The organism is Streptomyces sp. NPDC016851 (assembly GCF_055562795.1).
Map to the genome: position 1 here is coordinate 378,299 of NZ_JBVHEP010000002.1, position 18,549 is coordinate 396,847.

At 71.1% G+C, this 18,549-nt stretch carries 13 protein-coding genes; 8 read left to right on the forward strand and 5 right to left on the reverse strand.

Features of this window, described 5'->3' with window-relative positions:
- Window positions 1-38: 38 nt before the first annotated feature.
- The 5 genes from ACZ3I3_RS04435 to ACZ3I3_RS04455 all read left to right on the forward strand — a co-directional run bounded on the left by ACZ3I3_RS04435 (window position 39) and on the right by ACZ3I3_RS04455 (window position 5,461).
- Window positions 39-635, forward strand: coding sequence for a winged helix-turn-helix domain-containing protein (locus tag ACZ3I3_RS04435; protein WP_467362432.1), 597 nt, complete (start codon window positions 39-41; stop codon window positions 633-635).
- A gap of 71 nt (window positions 636-706) precedes the next feature.
- Complete coding sequence (locus ACZ3I3_RS04440) at window positions 707-1,708, forward strand: NAD-dependent epimerase/dehydratase family protein (protein ID WP_467362434.1); 1,002 nt, start codon at window positions 707-709, stop codon at window positions 1,706-1,708.
- An 85-nt stretch (window positions 1,709-1,793) separates the two neighbouring features.
- A complete protein-coding gene (locus ACZ3I3_RS04445) occupies window positions 1,794-3,065 on the forward strand; it encodes a sensor histidine kinase (protein WP_467362435.1) in 1,272 nt (423 codons plus the stop codon).
- Entirely contained in the window at window positions 3,050-3,703 is a 654-nt protein-coding gene (locus ACZ3I3_RS04450) for a LuxR C-terminal-related transcriptional regulator (protein ID WP_467362437.1), read from the forward strand. Before ACZ3I3_RS04445 ends, ACZ3I3_RS04450 begins: the two co-directional genes overlap by 16 nt.
- Before the next feature lie 204 nt (window positions 3,704-3,907).
- Window positions 3,908-5,461: a DUF1996 domain-containing protein gene (locus ACZ3I3_RS04455; RefSeq protein WP_467362439.1), complete on the forward strand. Its 1,554-nt coding sequence runs from the start codon at window positions 3,908-3,910 to the stop codon at window positions 5,459-5,461.
- A gap of 81 nt (window positions 5,462-5,542) precedes the next feature.
- On the opposite strand, the gene ACZ3I3_RS04460 is transcribed toward ACZ3I3_RS04455, so the two are convergent.
- Window positions 5,543-5,989 (reverse strand): hypothetical protein, encoded by a 447-nt coding sequence (locus ACZ3I3_RS04460; protein ID WP_467362440.1) that lies wholly within the window; start codon window positions 5,987-5,989, stop codon window positions 5,543-5,545.
- 146 nt (window positions 5,990-6,135) lie between these two features.
- Between ACZ3I3_RS04460 and ACZ3I3_RS04465 the strand changes: the two genes are divergently transcribed.
- The 3 genes from ACZ3I3_RS04465 (at window position 6,136) to ACZ3I3_RS04475 (ending at window position 9,427) form a co-directional block, all read left to right on the forward strand.
- A complete protein-coding gene (locus ACZ3I3_RS04465; protein ID WP_467362441.1) occupies window positions 6,136-6,663 on the forward strand; it encodes a tetratricopeptide repeat protein in 528 nt (175 codons plus the stop codon).
- A 44-nt stretch (window positions 6,664-6,707) separates the two neighbouring features.
- Window positions 6,708-8,630: a hypothetical protein gene (locus ACZ3I3_RS04470; RefSeq protein WP_467362443.1), complete on the forward strand. Its 1,923-nt coding sequence runs from the start codon at window positions 6,708-6,710 to the stop codon at window positions 8,628-8,630.
- A gap of 107 nt (window positions 8,631-8,737) precedes the next feature.
- Window positions 8,738-9,427, forward strand: coding sequence for a TetR/AcrR family transcriptional regulator (locus ACZ3I3_RS04475; RefSeq protein ID WP_397627154.1), 690 nt, complete (start codon window positions 8,738-8,740; stop codon window positions 9,425-9,427).
- 38 nt (window positions 9,428-9,465) lie between these two features.
- On the opposite strand, the gene ACZ3I3_RS04480 is transcribed toward ACZ3I3_RS04475, so the two are convergent.
- From ACZ3I3_RS04480 to ACZ3I3_RS04495, 4 genes are all read right to left on the reverse strand, one after another.
- A complete protein-coding gene (locus ACZ3I3_RS04480) occupies window positions 9,466-9,822 on the reverse strand; it encodes a 5-carboxymethyl-2-hydroxymuconate Delta-isomerase (RefSeq protein WP_467362445.1) in 357 nt (118 codons plus the stop codon).
- Between the two features lie 30 nt (window positions 9,823-9,852).
- Window positions 9,853-11,472: a SpoIIE family protein phosphatase gene (locus ACZ3I3_RS04485; RefSeq protein ID WP_467362446.1), complete on the reverse strand. Its 1,620-nt coding sequence runs from the start codon at window positions 11,470-11,472 to the stop codon at window positions 9,853-9,855.
- Between the two features lie 77 nt (window positions 11,473-11,549).
- A complete protein-coding gene (gene pulA / locus ACZ3I3_RS04490; RefSeq protein WP_467362448.1) occupies window positions 11,550-16,949 on the reverse strand; it encodes a pullulanase-type alpha-1,6-glucosidase in 5,400 nt (1,799 codons plus the stop codon).
- Window positions 16,950-17,055: 106 nt separating this feature from the next.
- On the reverse strand, window positions 17,056-18,426 hold the full coding sequence (locus tag ACZ3I3_RS04495; protein WP_467362450.1) for an alpha-amylase: 1,371 nt from the start codon (window positions 18,424-18,426) through the stop codon (window positions 17,056-17,058).
- Window positions 18,427-18,549: the final 123 nt, after the last annotated feature.

The window sequence follows — 18,549 nt, forward strand, 5'->3', positions numbered from 1 at the left end:
CTCTCCGACGAACTCCTCGCGCGAAAGAGCTGACTCTCATGGCGACCACTCGTTCTCTGTCTCCCGCCGCCCCCTTCAACTCCCCCTCGGCCACCGGGCCCCGGCATCGGCTGCGTGCCGTCGACCGGGACGAGGTGGTGACCGTCGCGGACCTGCTGCCGCCGGGCGCCACCTGGCTGCCGGCGCCCCAGCACGCCCTGCCCACGCTGCCGGGGCAGCCGCCGATGATCGGCTACCTGGTGCTCGTACCGGCCGACCAGCAGCCGCCGTTCCCGGCGGCGGCGCCCGACCGGACGGAGGCAACCCGCGCCGAAAGTCCCGCAGGCTCCGCCCCGGGCGGCGAGCCGCCGATCCGCGTCGACACCGCGCAGCGCACCGCCGAGGTGGCCGGGCGCCCGCTCGACCTCACGTATCTGGAGTTCGAGCTGCTGGCCCACCTGGTGGCGCACCCGGGCCGGGTGCACACCCGCGACCAGCTGGTCGGCACGGTGTGGGGCTACGGACATGTGGGCGACGGCCGTACGGTCGATGTCCACATCGCCCGCCTGCGCCGCAAGCTGGGTGCCGAACACCGCGACACGATCCGCACGGTGCGCCGGGTCGGCTACAAGTACGTGCCCCCGGTGGGTGGCTGAACCCTGGTCGCCCGTCTGCTGACGGCAGACAGGCGTTCCGTACCGCCGCTCCGGCGGGCAGAGTCGACGACATGAGACTTCTGATGCTGGGTGGTACGGAGTTCGTGGGCCGGGCCGTCGTGGAGGCGGCCCTGGCCCGGGGCTGGGAGGTGACCGTCTTCCACCGGGGGCGGCACCCGGCGCCGCCGGGGGTGCGCTCGCTGCTCGGCGACCGTACCGCGCCCGGCGGGCCGGCCGCCCTCGCCGAGGACCCGGGCGAGTGGGACGTCGTCGTCGACACCTGGTCGGCGGCGCCCCGCGCGGTGCGGGACGCGGCGCGGCTGCTGCGGGGCCGCGCCCGCCGGTACGTGTACGTGTCGAGCTGCTCGGTGTACGCCTGGCCCCGGGCCGCCGAGCACGGCGAGGACGCGCCGCTGGTGGAGGGTGCCTCGGCCGACGCGGAGCAGAGCGCGTACGCGCAGGACAAGCTCGGTGGTGAACTGGCCGTGCTGGACGCCTTCGGCGAGGACCGGTCGGTGCTCGTACGGGCCGGGCTGATCCTCGGCCCGTACGAGAACATCGGCCGGCTGCCCTGGTGGCTGGCCCGCACGGCGCGCGGCGGCCCGATGCTGGCGCCCGGCCCGCGCGACCTGCCTCTCCAGTACGTGGACGTCCGTGACCTGGCCGAGTGGGTCCTGCACGCGGCGGAGCGGGAGCTGAGCGGGCCGTACAACCTGGTCAGTCCGCCGGGGCACACCACGATGGGTGAACTGCTGGACACCTGCGCACGGGTCACCGGCGGCGCGGCCGAACTGCGGTGGACCGAGCCGGAGGTGATCCTGAAGGCGGGCATCCAGCCGTGGACCGAGCTGCCGGTGTGGGTGCCGCCGGGCAGTGACCTGCACGACGCCCTGCACAGCAGGGACGTCTCACGGGCGGTCGCGGCGGGGCTGAGCTGCCGGCCCGTCGAGGAGACCGTGGCCGACACCTGGCGGTGGCTCCAGGACCTCGGCGGGGTGGCGCCCGAGCGCCCGGACCGGCCGCGCTCGGGCCTCGACCCGGAGGTGGAGGCGAAGGTGCTCGGGGCGGGCTGAGGCGTGGGGGGTGTACGTAGCACCACCCTTGGAGCGGGTGTTCCGGCCCAGTGACCCGGCACCCCCGCTCGGCGAGACTGACGCCATGACCATCGACACGAAGAGCGGCAACGGACGGACGAAGGGGCGGGGCCTCGTCCTCGCGGCCATGCGGGGGCTGGGGGTCGCCCTCGTCTCCCTGCCGGGGGCGGTGCTGTGCTTCACCCTGTCCCTGGTGTCCATGGCGCTCATCCCGATCGGGATCGGGCTCGTCACGACGCCGTACGTACTGCTGGGGGTACGGGCGTTCGCGAACTGGCGTCGCGAACTCGCGGCGAAGTGGGGCGGGGTGCGGATACCCCAGGCGTACCGGCCGCTGCCGAAGAACGCCAATCCGTGGTCGCGCACCTTCGGGATGCTGCGCGACCCGGCGACCTGGCGGGACCTGAGGTGGCTGCCGGTCGACATGACGGCCGGGTTCCTCACCGCGCTGCTGCCGGCCGCGCTCTGGCTGTTCCCGCTGGAGGGGTTCGCGCTCGCGGCCGGGCTGTGGCGGATTCTCGACGGGGCAGACGGGTACTGGTACGGATTCGTGCGGGTCCAGGACCAGACCTCCGCTTTCGGTGCGGCGGTCCTGGCCCTCGTCGTTCTGTTCTTCGCGCACTTCCTCACCCCGCGCCTGCTGGACGTCCACTACCGGCTCACCCAGGCCGTCCTCGGCTCGAACGAGCGCGAACTGGCCGAGCGGGTGCGGGTCCTGACCGAGACGCGGCGCGATGCCGTCGACACCTCGGCCGCCGAACTGCGGCGCATCGAACGGGACCTGCACGACGGGGCGCAGGCCCGGCTGGTCGCGGTCGGTATGGACCTGGGCACCATCGAGGCGCTCCTCGACAAGGACCCGGCCAAGGCCAAGGAGCTGATCGCGCAGGCCCGCAGGTCCTCGGTCGAGGCGCTGTCCGAACTGCGCGAGCTGGTGCGCGGCATCCATCCGCCGGTCCTGGCCGAGCGCGGACTGGGCGACGCCGTACGGGCGCTGGCGCTGCGGCTGCCGGTGGCCACCGAGGTGAACGTGGACCTGCCCGGGCGGGCGGAGGCGCCCGTGGAGTCCGCCGCGTACTTCGCCGTGAGCGAGGTGCTCACCAACGCCGTGAAGCACTCCGGCGCCGACCGGATCTGGGTGGACCTGCACCACGCGGACGGCCATCTGCGGGTGTCCGTCACCGACAACGGCAAGGGAGGTGCGGTGATCGAGGCCGGTTCCGGGCTGGCCGGGGTGGAGCGGCGACTGGGTACATTCGACGGCGTCCTGGCCGTCAGCAGTCCCGCGGGCGGTCCCACCATGGTCACCATGGAGATCCCTTGCGCGTTGTCCTAGCCGAAGACCTCTTCCTGCTGCGCGACGGACTCGTCCGGCTGCTCCAGGCGCACGACTTCGAGATCGCGGCAGCCGTCGAGTCGGGTCCCGAACTGGCCGCCGCGCTGGCCGAGCTGAAGCCCGACGTCGCCGTGGTCGACGTACGCCTGCCGCCCACGCACACCGACGAGGGGCTGCAGTGCGCGCTCGAGGCCCGCAGGAGGCGGCCCGGGCTGCCGGTGCTGGTGCTCTCCCAGCACGTGGAGCAGCTGTACGCGCGTGAGCTGCTCGCCGACGGCAGCGGCGGCGTCGGATACCTGCTGAAGGACCGGGTGTTCGACGCCGAGCAGTTCGTGGACGCGGTGCGGCGGGTCGCCGCCGGTGGTACGGCGATGGATCCGCAGGTCATCCAGCAGCTGCTGGCGCGGCAGTCGGGCGACGACCGTCCGCTGGCCCGGCTGACGCCCCGGGAGCGGGAGGTGCTGGAGCTGATGGCGCAGGGCCGCTCCAACGCGGCGATCGCGGGCCGGCTGGTCGTGACGGAACGGGCGATCGCCAAGCACACCGCGAACATCTTCGCCAAACTGGGACTGGAGGTCTCGGACGACGACAACCGGCGCGTGCTGGCGGTTCTCGCGTATCTCGACCACGGCCGGTGATATCGGACCCGCTGATTTCACCCACGGTCGGTGATCAACAACTCCCGGTGCCGGTGGGGCTGTTGAGAACACAGCTCCCTCACGAATCTCGCATCAATTTCCGAGACATCTGAACACCCCTGGGACGGCCTCCGTATGGAAGGGCGCCGCTTCACTCCTGTCGGGCGCCTCGATGCCCCCGAAAAAGGAAGTCAGAGGAGTTCCATGGGACGCAACACAAGAAAACGCCGGACGCCGATGGCCACCAAGGCCATAGCCGCATCGGCGGCCCTAGCGCTCGGTGGGGGCGGGCTGATCTGGGCAAACTTCTATGCCTCGGCGCATGAGGAGAACTCGGCGAACCAGACGAAGGCCGCGGGCGCACAGGTCGCCACGATCCAGTGCCCGGACGTCGGACAGCAGCTGACCGATGTGCCGGACGGTGCGCGCCAGGGGGTGGACAAGGAGCTGGCGAACCTCGACAAGCAGATCAGCGAGGCCTACTCCCGGCTCGCCTCCACGCGTCAGGCCCAGGCCGGTGACCCGGGCTTCGTCAACAACGCCATCCTCGGCCCGCTGAAGTCGAAGCGGGTCGCGGCCATCGACCGGATCGGCATCAACATCCGGCGGGTGGGCGGACAGGCCCCGGACAACCTCGCCCAGATGGCGGAGTGCAAGGGCATGGCCGCCGACGCGAACACCAACGACGGCAACGCCGGGGGCGATCAGAACAACGACGGCCAGAACCAGGACGGCCAGGACCAGAACCAGGACGGCGGTCAGAACCAGGACGGCGGCCAGGACCAGGGCGGCGACAACGGCCAGGACCAGGGCGGCAACGGCGGTCAGGCCGACAACGGCCCCGTGGCCGACGACTTCGTCAACATCGAGGACGTCCAGCCCAACTCCCGCAACCTGCCGAACGGTCTGGCCTCGAACGGGGACTCCGGTTCGACCGGCAGCTTCACCACGAACTGCGGCACCAACGAGAACGAGAACCGCAACTCGGACAACGTGATCGTGGCGCCCGGCGTCTCCAACGGTGCGCAGCACCAGCACGACTACGTCGGCAACCAGGACAACGACGCGTTCACCAGCGACGAGGAGTTCCTCCAGGCCGACACCAGCTGCCAGAACCAGGGCGACAAGTCGACGTACTACTGGCCGGTGCTCCGCATCCAGGACGGTCAGAACGAAGTCGACGCGAACGCCCCCGGTGGCGGTCAGGACGGCAACGTCGGCACGATCCAGCAGGTCTCCGAGGTCGAGCTGAAGTTCGTCGGCAACAAGACGAGCGATGTCGTCGCGATGCCGACGGCCCTGCGCATCATCACTGGTGACGCCAAGGCCTTCACGAACGGCCTCAAGAACGCCAACACGTCCTGGAGCTGCACCGGCTTCGAGGACCGGCAGGTGACGGACAAGTACCCGGTCTGCCCCGAGGGCAGCTCCGTGGTGCGGACGTCCAACTTCCAGAGCTGCTGGGACGGCCAGAACATCGACAGCGCCAACCACCGTGACCACGTGGCCTTCGTCCAGGCGGACGGCAGCTGTCCCCAGGGGTTCCAGGCGATCCCCCAGCTGCAGGCCAAGCTGGTCTACGACGTCCCGGCCCCGCAGATCGAGAACGGGCAGGTGCAGAACGCTTACGCGCTCGACGGCTTCCCGGAGCAGCTGCACAAGCCGATCACGGACCACAACGACTTCATCAACTTCTTCGACGAGAACGTGATGAACGAGATGGTCCAGTGCATCAACAACGGCGAGGACTGCCAGTAGTCCTCACGCGGTGAGAACGGCAGAAAGCCGGCGGTGGGATTTCCCACCGCCGGCTTTCGCTTGCCGTTTCCGCTCGCGCGGTCAGCCGTGGCTGCTGCCGCCGTCGTGGCCGCCCTTGTTGTGGCTGCCACCGGGGTTCATGTGCTCCGAACCCTCCTCCATGATCCCGCCGATGGTGCCCTGGAGCGCCGTGACCGTCTTCTCCTGGCCGACGGCGACCCATTTGCGGCCGACCAGGTAGTAGCCGCCGTAGTCCTTCGCCTCGTTCAGCCACTCGCGCTGACCGCGGTCGGTGGAGAAGGTGGCGAGGACGTATTTCTCCTTGCCCTTCTTGCACAGGGCCTGGCGGATGGTGTCGGCGTCGGTCTGCATGTTCGGCTTGCACTTGGCCTCGGCCGCGATGTGCTCCAGGCTGCCGGTCACCGCCTCCGGCACGGCCGCCTCGTCCTTGCCGCCGGATCCGCAGCCGGCCAGCGCCAGTATCGCCACCGCGCCGCTCAGCGCGAGCATCGGTCGGGTCACCCTCATCTGTTCCTCCGGTCCTTGTCACGGCACGGTCCGGACGCATGCCGCACGGAGCCCCGGCAAGAGGCTCTCGCCTTCGATACGGCTGTGGCGGGCGCAGCGCTCAAATTCGTGTGTCAGCGTAGGCACGTCCGTGCGAGCCTGTCCTCGTGAACCAGGACTGGGAAGATCGCGTGGCCGCCTTGTGGGACCGGTTCGACGACTACGCCGAAACCGAGGAGGACGAGGCCCGCTTCCGCGCCGACGTCGACGCCCTCGTCGCCGAATTGCCGGACGGCAGCCCGCTCGGGCCGTTCGAGCAGGCCGGTGCCTGGGACGCCACGGGCCACTCGGACAAGGCCGTCCCCCTCTACCGGGAGGCGCTCGATCTCGGCCTCGCCGGCGTCAGCCCGTACAAGGCCCGCCGCACGAAGATCCAGCTGGCCAGTTCACTGCGGAACATCGGACAGGCGGCGGAGGGCGTCAAGCTGCTCGAAGCCGAGCTGGACGCCCCGTCCGACGAACTGGACGACCCCGTGCGGTACTTCCTCGCCCTGTGCCTGTCGAGCCTCGGCAGGGACCGGGAGGCGCTGTCCCTCGCCCTTGGCGCGCTGGCACCTCATATGGCCCGTTACCAGCGCTCGGCGGCGTACTACGCCCAGGCGCTCGTGGAGCCCGGGGAGCAGCCGGAGGCATGACCGTGGTCAGGTGACCATCCCCCGATTCGCTCGTTCTGCTGAACGTGCAGTCACAGGATGTCGCCCAGCGCCCCGCGCCCCCCTCCCCCGCCGGTCCGGTCGTCGATGTCGAGCAGGCCGAGGCCGCGCTCGTCGAGCACTATCCGCGGCTCGTGCGGCTCGCCTATCTGGTGCTGCCGCCGAGCCTGGGCCGCAGCAGGCGCGTCCTCACCGCACACGCCCTCACCCAGCGCGCACTCCCCCGCAACCGCACCCCGGCACCGGTCATCCCGGCCCAGTCGACCGGCCGTGACGGCGACCCGGGCTACGCCCTGGTCCGTCTGCAGGTGCTGCGTACGGCGCTGGAGGCGGGGCTGCCGCTGAAGCGCAAGACTTGGCCGAAGCGGTCCCAGCTGCCGCCGGTGCTGCCGCAGGTGTGGGGCCTGAAGCTGTTCCCGCGCTCCGGCGGCGCCGACGAACTCGCCCTGGACCAGCGGCTGTCCACCCTGTCCGGACCGGCCCGGGCCGCCTACGCGCTGCGCGGCCTGGAGCGGCTGACGGACGACGGCGTGCGCAAGGTGCTCACGACCGCGGGGGTCGCCGACGCGGACGGTGCGCTGCTGGAGGCCGACGGGATCCCCGCGCAGTACGGACTGCTCGACTCCCCCGAGTTCGACCCGTGCTCGCTCCAGGCCCGTCCCACCGACCTGATGCGGCGCCGCCAGCACCTGAAGGCCGCGCTGGCCGCCGGGGCGGCCCTGCTGGTGTGCGGGGCGCTGCTGGGTCTGCCCGGCGAGGGCTGGGGGCCCGAGGGCGCCGCCGCGCCGCCGTACGCGCGCAATCCGGCCGCCCAGGCCGCCCTGGACCCGGCGAAGCTGACCCGGGTCTCCCCCACGGCGTGGCGGGGCTCGGCGCGCACCGACTTCTCGGTGTGGCCGGCCCGCGGCGATCTCACCGGCGACTCGGCCCTGCTGCGCCGCGCCCTGGCCGTCTGGGCCCGCCCCGGCGAGACGGTCCGGGTGTCCGCGACGCCCGGCACGCCGTCCGGCGGCCCGGCCGGACCGCCCCAGCTGCTGTACGCGGGGACGGTCGACGCGGCGCGCGTGGTGATCCTCTACGACGGTCTGCGCATCGCCCGGTACGCCGAGCCGAAGGAGGGCACCCAGGGCGCCGCCCTCGACTTCGCCCGGGTCGACGGCGCGGGCCGGGCCGAGGCGGGCGCGGTGGTCCTGGGCCGGGCCGACGGCAACGTCCGCTACCTGACTGCCCCTTGGGTGAAGGAGGCGGGCGAGCGGGACCTGATGAAGCCGGGCTCCGGCGCGATGGACCTGGCCCTCACCGACGGTGTGACCGCGCCGCTGGCCAGTCCGGTCCTGCGGTCCGGCGCGTGTACGTCGTGGAACGTGCTGCAACTGACCGACGGTACGAAGACGCGGCTGCTGACCGACCTCGGCGAACTGGTCCCGGCCCGGCTGACGGCGGGACGGCCCGGGTCCCCGGGCGAGGCGTCCGGCGCCGAGGCGCTGCGCACCTGGGAGCCGTTCGCCTGCTCGCTGGGGACGGTGCGCTCCGCGGGTGTGCGGAGCGTCAACGCCTGGGCGTTCAACGAGCAGCCGCTGCCGGACGCGAGCGGTACGGCCGCGTGGGTGTGCACCCGGGCCGAGACCTGGCGGGGCGGCGGGGCGCGGGTGCTGGCCCAGTTCCACACCCCGGGCGGGAGGTACGGGGCGGTGGCGGCGAAGGCCGAGAACGTCCTCGCGTGCGGGGCGCGCGAGCCGCACGTCCTGGCCGGAGTGCTGTGGAAGTCGAAGGCGGGCGACTGGTATCTGCTGGCCGCCGGCGGCCGGTCGACCGCGTCGGTCCGGGCGACGGGCGGGGTCGCCGGGTCGTCGCAGACCAGTCTGCTGACCGTGCCGGCCGAGCAGGGGGCGCGGGCCGAGCTGAAGGGCACGCTGCGGGACGGGCGTCCGATCGGCGGGCTGCACTGACCGACGGCTCCGGGCACCAGCCCGGGGCACCCGCCCGGAGCACCCGTGTGAACATCCGTGATCGATCCGATCCGTTCAAGGCTGGAATCGATCGGTAAGGTGTTCGTATGACTACCGGGGTTCGCCGCAGAATGGGAGTCGAGGAGCGGCGGCAGCAGTTGATCGGCGTCGCCCTCGAACTGTTCAGCCGCCGCTCGCCCGACGAGGTCTCCATCGACGAGATAGCGTCCGCCGCGGGCATTTCACGCCCGTTGGTCTACCACTACTTTCCCGGCAAACTCAGCCTGTACGAGGCCGCGTTGAAGCGGGCCTCGGACGATCTCGCGGCTCGTTTCGTGGAACCGCACGAGGGGCCGCTGGGGGCGCGGCTGCTGCGGGTGATGCGCCGCTTCTTCGACTTCGTCGACGAGCACGGCCCCGGTTTCTCCGCCCTGATGCGCGGCGGCCCGGCGGTCGGCTCCTCGACGACCAACGCGCTCATCGACTCCGTACGGCAGGCCGCGTATGTCCAGATCCTTTCGCATCTGGGCGTGACCGATCCGCCCGCGCGGCTGGAACTGGTCGTGCGGTCCTGGATCTCGCTCGCCGAGTCGACGGCGCTGATCTGGCTGGACGGCCGGCGCATCCCGCGGGCCGAGCTGGAGGTCCAGCTCGTCCACGACTTCGCCGCGCTCACCGCGGTCAGCGCCGCCCAGGACGCGGAGATGGGCGCCCTGATGCGCCGCATCGCCCAGGAGGAGCCGGCCGACGGCCCGTTCGCCCAGCTGGCCGGGCGCTTGCTGGCGCTGGCGACCTGAGACCGTGCGGCTCCCGGACTCCTCAGCTCTCAGGCTTCTCAGTCCTCGAACTTCCGGTATGAAGCGTCCAGTTCGCGCACCTCGGCGGAGGCGTGCAGCGCGCGTTCCCCGGCTGCCTTCACGTGGGTGCGCAGCAACTCCAGGGTGGCCTCGGTGAGCCGGGCCTTGGCCTCCTCGGTGCGGCCGGGGAGCAGCGCGATGTGGACGTGCACATGGGCGTGCCCCTCGGTCTCGGGGCCGACCACGATGTCCTCGGTCCGGCGGAACCGGGTCTTGCACGCCGCCGGCTTGGCGGCCGCGATCTCGACCGTCGCCTCGTGCAGCGCCTTCGCGAACCCGGGCCGGTCGAAGCCGTCCGCGAGGTCGGCGGAATAGTCGACGGTGATCTGCGGCATGAGCACTCCTGGTCTGGGCGGCCGATGGGCTCACCCTAACCGCAGCGCCAGCATCGCGATGTCGTCCTCACGGTCCCGGCCGAAGCAGCCGAGAAGCACGTCGCAGAGGGTGTCGAGGCCGGCCGGGGCGTCCGCGGCGGCCGTGCGGAGCTGTTCCATGGAGGTCTCCAGGGGCGTGCCGCGCGTCTCGATGAGGCCGTCGGTGACCATGAGGAGGCGGTCGGTGGGCTTCAGCTGCCGCTCGGTCGGCGCGGGCCGTTGCAGGCCCAGCCCGAGCAGCGGACCGCACGCGTCGACGTACTCGGCGCCGCCCCCGTCGCGCAGGATCAGCGGCGGGATGTGCCCGGCGTTGGCGATGCGCACCCGCCCGCTGCCGGGGTCGAGCAGGGCCAGGCACACGGTGGCCGTGCTGTCGGGGTGGTACTGCTGGAGCATCCGGTCGAGCCGCCCGGCCAGGACCACCGGGTCGCTCTCGGTCACGCAGTAGGCGCGCAGCGCGTGCCGGATCTCGACCATGACGGTGGCCGCGTCCAGCGAGTGCCCGACGACGTCCCCGACGGCGGTGAGCACGCCGTCGGCGGTGCGCAGGGCGGCGTAGAAGTCGCCGCCGATCTCGGTCTGCCGGGAGGCGGGCACGTAGCGGACGACGATGTCGACGCCGGGCAGGTGCGGCAGCTTGTGCGGCTGGGGCAGGAAGCTGTGCTGGAGGGTGAGGGCGACGTGCCGCTCCACCCGGTACAGCAGCAGCGGCTCGGCGGCCAGGGCACAGGCCTGGGCGAGGCGGGCGAGCAGCCCGTCGGCCGCCGGGTCGATGATCGCGGCGCGCCGTACGGGTGTGGCCAGGCAGACCGCCGTCCGGCCGTCCTGGGCGGTCGCCACCGTCAGGCGGGCGTCCTCCTCGACACCCGGCCGGAACATCCCGGCCGGCCACAACGGCGCGGGGACGACGGTGCTGTGGACGCCCGTGCGGCCCTCCGCGAGCCGGGTGACCAGCCGTGCCGCCGCCTGGTGGGCGCCACTGGACGCGGGCGCGGGGCGGCAGCGGGCCGTGCCCCGGTACGGCTCGCCGTCCGGGCCGATCACGAACACCACGGCGGGCGAGGCGGCGAGGCGGGCGGCGCCCTCGGCGGCCGCGGCGGCGAGTTCCCGCGGGTCGCGGGCGGCCTGCACGGTGACGATGGCCTCGGACAGCAGCGTCAGACGGTGGACGGCGGTCTCGGCGCCCGTGCTGCGGCGCGCCCCGCGCACGGCGGCCCGTACGACGGCCTGGATCTCCTGCGGCTCGGCGGGCACGGTCAGATAGGCGTCGCCGCCCGCGTCCAGGCCCCGGCACCGGTCGCCGGGCACGGTCGCGGCGGCGGAGAAGTGCACGACGGGCAGCGCGGACAGGGGCGGCCGGGCCCGGACCCGGCGGCACAGTTCGAAACCGCTCATGTCCGGCAGGCCCACGTCGACGAGGGCCACGTCGGGCAGGGCGCCGTCCCGGAGCCGGACGTCGAGCTCGACGAGCGCCTCGCCACCGCTGGCGACGGGCACGACCTGGTGGCCGGCCCGGCTCAGCACCGCGCCCATGGCGTACCGGCTGGCCGCGACGTCGTCCACGACCAGCACGGTGGTGCCGGGGCTGTGCTGCGTGCCGTTACGGTCCATCGTCGACTGGGCGCCTCGGGGCGTACGTGGGTGGGGCGGACCGTCGGTCGCGGCCTGCCCCACCCAACGTAGTGCGGCTATCCGGCGGCCCGGGTGAAGACGGCGACCGTGCGCCTCGGAACGGCGAACGTGCCCGATTCCGCCACGTAGGAGGACGACTTGACGGTAGGGTCCGCCCCCGCAGCCTGCACGGGGTGCAGCCGGTAGCCGGTTCCGGCGAGTGCGGGGACGCGCTGTTGCTGCCGCTCGGGCGTGGCGTTGAAGACCACGACGAGGTCACCGAGCCGCATGGTGATCACACCGGGTGTCTCGTCCTTACCGGACAGCGGGAAGGAGAGCCGGGACTGCACCTGCTCGGCGGTACCCAGGGAGAAGTCCTGCTCGGTGGTACGGATCCGCAGCAGGTCCCGGTACGCCGCCGAGGCGCCCTCGATCTGTTCGCAGCCGACCCGGACGGTGCTCAACAGGGGCTTGGCGTAGGGCCACTTGGACGCGTTGTCGGCCGCCATCGGAAGCCCTCGTCCGAAGCCGTTGCCGTCGGCGCAGTTCCAGTGGACGGCGTTGAACCAGTCGCCGCTGTCGTAGGAGTTGCGGTCCAGGGACTTCGAGCGGAGCAGGTCGGTGCCCGCCTGGGAGAGGGCCGGGCCCTGGGACAGGGTGGCGGTCGCCATGGCCAGGACCTGCATCCGGGCGCGGTCGGAGGCGCTGGTCGTGGCGGGCAGTTTGAAGGCGAGCGCGTCGAACAGGGACTCGTTGTCGTGGGCGTCGGCGTAGGCGAGGGCGTCGCCGGGGGCGTCCGCGTAGCCGGCGGGTGAGCCGTTGTAGTCGACCTCGGAGCCCTTGACCTCCTTGCCGCCGGTGTCGGTGAACCGGTAGCGGGCGAGGTTGCCGGACAGCCCGACCTTGATCAGGTCCTGGTAGTGCAGCAGGCGGGCCTTCTGCTCGGCCGGAGTGCCGTTGTTCTCCGAGGAGTTGGGTTCGGTGTGGAGGCCGGACGCGAAGCCCTGCACGCCGGGGTCCTCGTCGAAGGGGCCGCCGCCGCGCACGGCGTCACGGGCCCGGTCGGAGAAGGTGGCGATGCCGGTGCCTGCCATGTTCTTCTGGGTGGCCTGGACGAACCGGGCGTCGTCGGCGACCTCGCCGAAGTTCCAGCCCTCCCCGTACAGGATGATCTTCTTGCCGTCGACGCCGTCCTCGGCGAGGGTCAGCTCGTCCAGTGCCTTCCGTACGGCCAGGATGTTGGCCTTCGGGTGGTGGCCCATGAGGTCGAAGCGGAAGCCGTCGACCTTGTACTGCTTGGCCCAGGTGACGATCGAGTCGACGACCAGCTTGCCCATCATGGCGTTCTCGGTGGCGGTGTTGGCGCAGCAGGTGCTGTTCGCCACCGAGCCGTCGGCCAGCAGCCGCTGGTAGTAGCCGGGCACGATCCGGTCGAGGACGCTGGTCCGCTCCTGGCCGGCGGCCGCGGTGTGGTTGTAGACGACGTCCATGACGACCCGCAGGCCGTCGTCGTTGAGGGCCTTCACCATCTTCCGGAACTCGACCGTGCGGGCCGTGCCGTCCGGGTCGGTGGCGTAGGAGCCCTCGGGGACCGTGTAGTGGTACGGGTCGTAGCCCCAGTTGTAGGCGTCTTTCGCGGCGATCTTCCCGACGCACTCCTGCTGCTGGTCCGAGTCGGCCGGGTAGGAGGCCAGGTCGCAGTCGACGCTCGCCTGGTCGGCCTTGCGCTCCGGGATGGTGGCGATGTCGAAGGCGGGCAGGAGGTGGACGTACGAGGTGCCGGCCCTCGCCAGCTCGCGCAGGTGCTTCGAGCCGTCGCTCGCCTTGTCGGTGAAGGCGAGGTAGGTACCGGGGTGCCGGGCCGTCCGGTCCTCGACGGAGAAGTCCCGGATGTGCAGCTCCTGGATCTGGGCGTCCCGCAGCGGTACGGCCTTGGGCTTGGTGTACGTCGACCAGCCGCTCGGCGCCAGGGACTTGTCACCGAGGTCGACGACCAGGCTGCGCTCGGAGTCCGCGGTGAGGGCGACCGCGTAGGGGTCGGTGACCTTGTTGGTGACGACCTTGCCGGCGCTGGGCGCCCAGACCTTCACGACGTACCGGTAGGGCTTGCCCTTCCAGGACTTCGGGCCGGTGACGGACCAGACGCCGGTGGTGCCGTCGCGCTTCATCGGCACGGTGGAGTCGCCGATCTCCAGTGCCACGTGCTGCGCGGTCGGCGCCCACACCGACAGCGTGGGGCGGCCCCGGGAGAACGTCGGCCCGAGGTCGGCCTTCGTCGCGCCGGAGTACAGGTCGTCGAGCACGCCGGCGATCTGCACGCCGGTCGCGGCCAGAACGGCTCCGTTCGCGGCCCGCTGCGTGGCGACGACCTGGCCGCGCAGGGCCTCACGCACCCGGTCGCGGTCGCGCGGGTCGACGGTCCAGGCGTCGTAGTCCTTCAAGTGCGGGAACTTCGCCTTCTGCCCATCGGTGAGGGTGCTCTTGTACAGACGGAGCCACCTCTCGTCGTCGCTGGTCAGGGCGCCGTCCTTGACCGCGATCGAGCCGTCCCGGCTGTACAGCAGCTGGGTGGAGGCAGCGGCCTCCGAGCCGTTCCAGGCGAGGGTGTTCCGGTCGATCCAGACCGCCTTGGACGTGCTCAGGTCGAGTGCGGCCGAGGTGCCCGCCGGCTGCGGGAGCAGGTACTTCTCCTGGCCGCTCAACAGCCACACCTCGTGGCCGTTCGCCTTGAGGTCGAGCGACTGGTCGGCGGGCAGGTCCTTCTCGTCGCCCTTGTGGATGATGTAGCTGAGGCTGGTGGCACCGTCGCTGAGCGGTACCTCGAAGACCGCACCATACGTATCAGTCTTGACCGGCTTCAGCGGCTTCGACCACTCGGTGGGCTGCGCGGCACCCGTCCACACGTGCAGGCCCCAGCCGTCGTAGTTGCCGTCGGCGCGGTGGTAGTGCAGGACGGCCTTGGTCCTGTCGGGCGCCGGGTGGTCCGGGCGCTCGGTGGTGACGGTCTCCTTGCCCTGCTCGATCCAGACCTCTCCGGTCCTGGTGACGTCGATCGTGCGGTCGGTGGCGACATCCTTGTCGCCGTCCTTGTCGATGACGAGGAAGCCGACACTCGAGGCGCCGGGCTTGAGCTTGACCCAGGCGAAGGCGCCGTAGGCATCGCGGCCGGTGAAGGGGTGGCTGTCGGGCCACTGGGTGGCCTCGCCGTCGGCGAGGTCGCCCCAGGCGTACAGGCCCCAGTCGGCGTAGTCGCCGTCGGCGCGCTTGTAGTGGACGATCGCGTAGTCCCGGGAGGAGGCGCCGGGCAGCTGCTCGGCCGGCGGGGTGCCGGTGGTGGAGGCGGCCAGGGCGCTCGCGGTGCGGCCGGACGAGTCGACCACGACGGCCTTGTAGCGCAGGGCCGTGCCGGGCGGTACGTCGTCGGCGATGGTCTGGGTGACCTTGTACGGGGCGTGGTCGGCGGAGCCGAGGGTCCGCCACGTGCCGTTGCCGACCTGGGCGGCGAAGACGACGCGGTTGAGCCGGCCGCCCTCGACGTCGGCGGTGAGCTCCACGGTGCCGGTGGCGCTGGCCGCCGGGGCCTTCAGTGTGATCGTCGCAGCGGTGGCGGGCGCGGCGAGGCGGCCCGACGCCTTGAGGACGATCGCCGAGCCGGGCGGGACGGTGACGGTGAGCTTCCTGTCGCCGTCGCTCTTCAGGGAGTCGTCGGTGCCGTAGACGCCCTTGAAGGTCATGCCGGCCGAACCGGTCGGGAAGGTCGCCGTCCTGGCCTCGTCGGCGTTGTTGACGGCGACGACGTACTCGATGCCGCTCTCGGCGTCGGTGCGGGAGAAGGCGTACACGCCCGGGCCGTCGGCCGTGTACCGCTGTTCCTGGACGCCGTCGGCCAGGGCGGGGTGGGCCTTGCGGAGTTTGGCAAGAGCACTGATCTGCCGGTAGAGCGGTGCTCTCGTGTCGTAGGCGTCCTCGGCGTGGGTGCGGTCGGTGCCGATCAGGTCGTCGTCGAGGTAGTCGGCGGTGCGGGAGGCGAACATGCTCTGCCGGGCGTCCTTGTCACCGCCCGCGCCGGTGAAGCCCTGCTCGTCGCCGTAGTAGACGACGGGGTTGCCGCGGCTGAGGAACATCAGCTCGTTGGCGAGCCGGTTCTTCCTCAGCAGCTCGGCGTCGGTGGCCTTCGGATCGTCCTGCTTCAGGAAGTACCCGATCCGGCCCATGTCGTGGTTGCCGAGGAAGGTGACCTGCTCGTACGCGTTGGCCTTGTCGGTCGTGTACTTGTAGTCGTCGCCGAAGACACTCGCGAGCTTCTGTGCGCTGCCGCCCTGGGAGGCGTACTGCCGGGCCGCCTCCTGGAAGGGGAAGTCGAGCGTGGCGTCGAGGCGGCCCTGGGTGACGTACGGGGCGGTGACGTCCGTGTCGGCCGAGTAGACCTCGCCGAACATGAAGAAGTCGTCGCGGCCCCGCTCGGCGGCGTACGCGTCCAGGGCGGTCGCCCACTGCGTCCAGAACTCCGTGTTGACGTGCTTCACGGTGTCGATGCGGAAGCCGTCGATGTCGAAGTCCCGCACCCAGCGCTGGTAGATCTTCTCCATCCCCCTGACGACCTCGGGCCGCTCGGTCCACAGGTCGTCGAGGCCGGAGAAGTCGCCGTGGGTGGAGCTCTCCCCGGCGAAGGTGGAGTCGCCGCGGTTGTGGTACATCGTCGGGTCGTTGAGCCAGGACGGGACCTTGTTCTTCCGGGTCACCTTCGGCGTCCGCGGGAAGGAGCCGCTGTCGACGCGGGGGAAGTCCCGCCGCCCGTCCGCGTAGTCGGCGTCGTCGAAGGGCACGCCGTCCTTCGTCAGGTACGGGAAGGCACCCTTGGAGAGGTAGTCGTAGGACTTCTCCTCGTAGTCGACGACGTCCGCCGTGTGGTTGGTGATGACGTCGAAGAAGACCTTCATGCCCTTGGCGTGCGCCTTGTCGATGAGGGTTTCGAGGTCTTCGTTGGTGCCGAAGTGCGGGTCGACCTGGGTGAAGTCGGTGATCCAGTACCCGTGGTAGCCGGCGGAGGCGTTCGCGCCGGTGCCTTGCACGGGCTGGTTCTTGAAGATCGGGGCCATCCACAGGGCGGTGGTGCCGAGGCCCTTGATGTAGTCGAGCTTCTTGGTCAGCCCCTTGAGGTCGCCGCCCTGGTAGAAGCCCTTGTCGGTGGGGTCGTAGCCGGTGGACAGGCGTGAACCGGTCAGCCCGCCCTTGTCGTTGCGCGGGTCGCCGTCCGCGAAACGGTCCGGCAGGACGAAGTAGAACTGTTCACGGGTGGCGTCGTGGCGGGCGGGCTCGGCGGCGAGCTTCGCGTCGGACGGGGGCGCCGGTGGGGTGGCCGCCCCGGCGGCGAGAGGCTGGACGAGTGCTGCGGCCAGCGCGGTGGCGGTGACCGCAGCGACCCGTCCGGCACGGGAGGTTCGGCGCCTGGACGGCACCGGCCATCTCGGTATCACTGACGTGGACTCCTTGCGATTGCGGCTCTCTCGGGTCCGACCCCGCGCGAACGTATCGCCGCCGAAACGCTTTCAGCAAGAGTCCTGCAACTGCTGGAAAGAACTTTCAGCAGCTTCGCTTGGCCGCGTGGATCGCCAAGGCCGTGTTCGAGCCCAGCGTGGCCGTCAACTGCCCGCTGGAGTTCACCGTCACGGTCGTGTTGTTCTGCACGTTGCAGTACGTCCCCGCAGGCATCGACGTCTGGTACGTCCGGGTCAGGGAGCCCGGCTCGTGGTTGATGGCCACGAACCCCTTGCCGCCCCGGCCGAAGGCGATGGCGTCGCCCCCGTTGTCCCACCAGTTGGTGACGGCCTCACCGCGGGTGGCGTTGCGGAAGGCGACCATGGACTTGATCTCCGGCCAGTTGTGCTGGCACTTCCAGCCGTCCTGCCAGCAGGCGTCGACCGTGCCGCCGTTCGGCGGGCCGGCGTCGTGGTCGGTGAACTCGTAGCCGGAGTTGATGTCCGGGGCTCCGTAGGGCCAGGCCAGCATGAAGACGTGGGCCAGCGTGTAGTTCGCACCGTCCTTGTAGCTGAGGGTGGAGCCGTTGCGCTCGGTGTCGTGGTTGTCGACGAAGACGCCGGAGACGCCGCTGTTCATGTAGCCCCAGCCCTCGCCGTAGTTCTTCAGATAGGCGAGGTTCTCGCCTAGGAAGACCCGCTTGAGGTCGTAGGCGTAGCGGAACTCCTGGACGTCGCCGTTGCCGGTGTACTCGGTGGGCTGGACGGCCTCGCCGGCACCGTGGATGACCTCCTGCTTCCAGTACGCCGACGGATTGCTCAGCCGGGACTTGATGTTCGCCAGGTCTGCGGCGTCCATGTGCTTGGCCGCGTCGACGCGGAAGCCGTCCACGCCGAGGGAGAGCAGGTCGTTCATGTACCCGGCGATCGCGCCTCGGACGTAGGTCTCACTCGTGTCCAGGTCGGCGAGGCCCACCAGTTCGCAGTGCTGGACGTTCCAGCGGTCCTGGTAGGTGCTGATCCGGCTCGTGCAGTCGTCGAAGTCGTACGACGAGTACAGGCCGGGGTAGGTGTACTTCGTGTACGACGAGCCGCCGGTGCCGGTGCCGTCGCCCGCCGACATGTGGTTGATCACCGTGTCGACGACGACCTTCACACCGGCCGCGTGGCAGGTGTCGACCATGTTCCTGAAGGCCGCGCGGTCACCGAGCCGACCGGCGATCTTGTAGCTGACCGGCTGGTACGAGGTCCACCACTGCGGGCCCTGTATGTGCTCGGCGGGCGGGGAGACCTGGACGTAGCCGTATCCGGCGGGGCCGAGGGTGCTGCCGCACTCGCGGGCGACGGAGGCGTACTTCCACTCGAAGAGGACGGCGGTGACGTCCTTGGTGCCAGGTGGGGAGGCCTGGGCGCCAGTCGGGTTCATGACAACCGCAGCCGCGAAGAGCGCGGCGGCGGCGAGGTGTCTGCGTGCCATGTGGGGCTTCCTTCTTCGTTGAAGGACTGTTGCGGATTCTTGCTGCAAGGTTCAGAAACCTTGCGGTGACGCAGATGGTAAAGGCCCGCCGCCCCGAAGGGCAGCGGGCCGTGCCAAATTCAA

Excerpts from the sequence above, each read along its gene's own strand:
- ACZ3I3_RS04480 (WP_467362445.1), bottom strand. The coding sequence starts at position 9,822 with ATGCCGCAGATCACCGTCGACTATTCCGCCGACCTCGCGGACGGCTTC.
- ACZ3I3_RS04495 (WP_467362450.1), bottom strand. The coding sequence starts at position 18,426 with ATGGCACGCAGACACCTCGCCGCCGCCGCGCTCTTCGCGGCTGCGGTT.
- ACZ3I3_RS04455 (WP_467362439.1), top strand. The coding sequence starts at position 3,908 with ATGGGACGCAACACAAGAAAACGCCGGACGCCGATGGCCACCAAGGCC.
- ACZ3I3_RS04475 (WP_397627154.1), top strand. The coding sequence starts at position 8,738 with ATGACTACCGGGGTTCGCCGCAGAATGGGAGTCGAGGAGCGGCGGCAG.
- ACZ3I3_RS04445 (WP_467362435.1), top strand. The coding sequence starts at position 1,794 with ATGACCATCGACACGAAGAGCGGCAACGGACGGACGAAGGGGCGGGGC.
- ACZ3I3_RS04485 (WP_467362446.1), bottom strand. The coding sequence starts at position 11,472 with ATGGACCGTAACGGCACGCAGCACAGCCCCGGCACCACCGTGCTGGTC.
- ACZ3I3_RS04440 (WP_467362434.1), top strand. The coding sequence starts at position 707 with ATGAGACTTCTGATGCTGGGTGGTACGGAGTTCGTGGGCCGGGCCGTC.
- ACZ3I3_RS04435 (WP_467362432.1), top strand. The coding sequence starts at position 39 with ATGGCGACCACTCGTTCTCTGTCTCCCGCCGCCCCCTTCAACTCCCCC.
- ACZ3I3_RS04460 (WP_467362440.1), bottom strand. The coding sequence starts at position 5,989 with ATGAGGGTGACCCGACCGATGCTCGCGCTGAGCGGCGCGGTGGCGATA.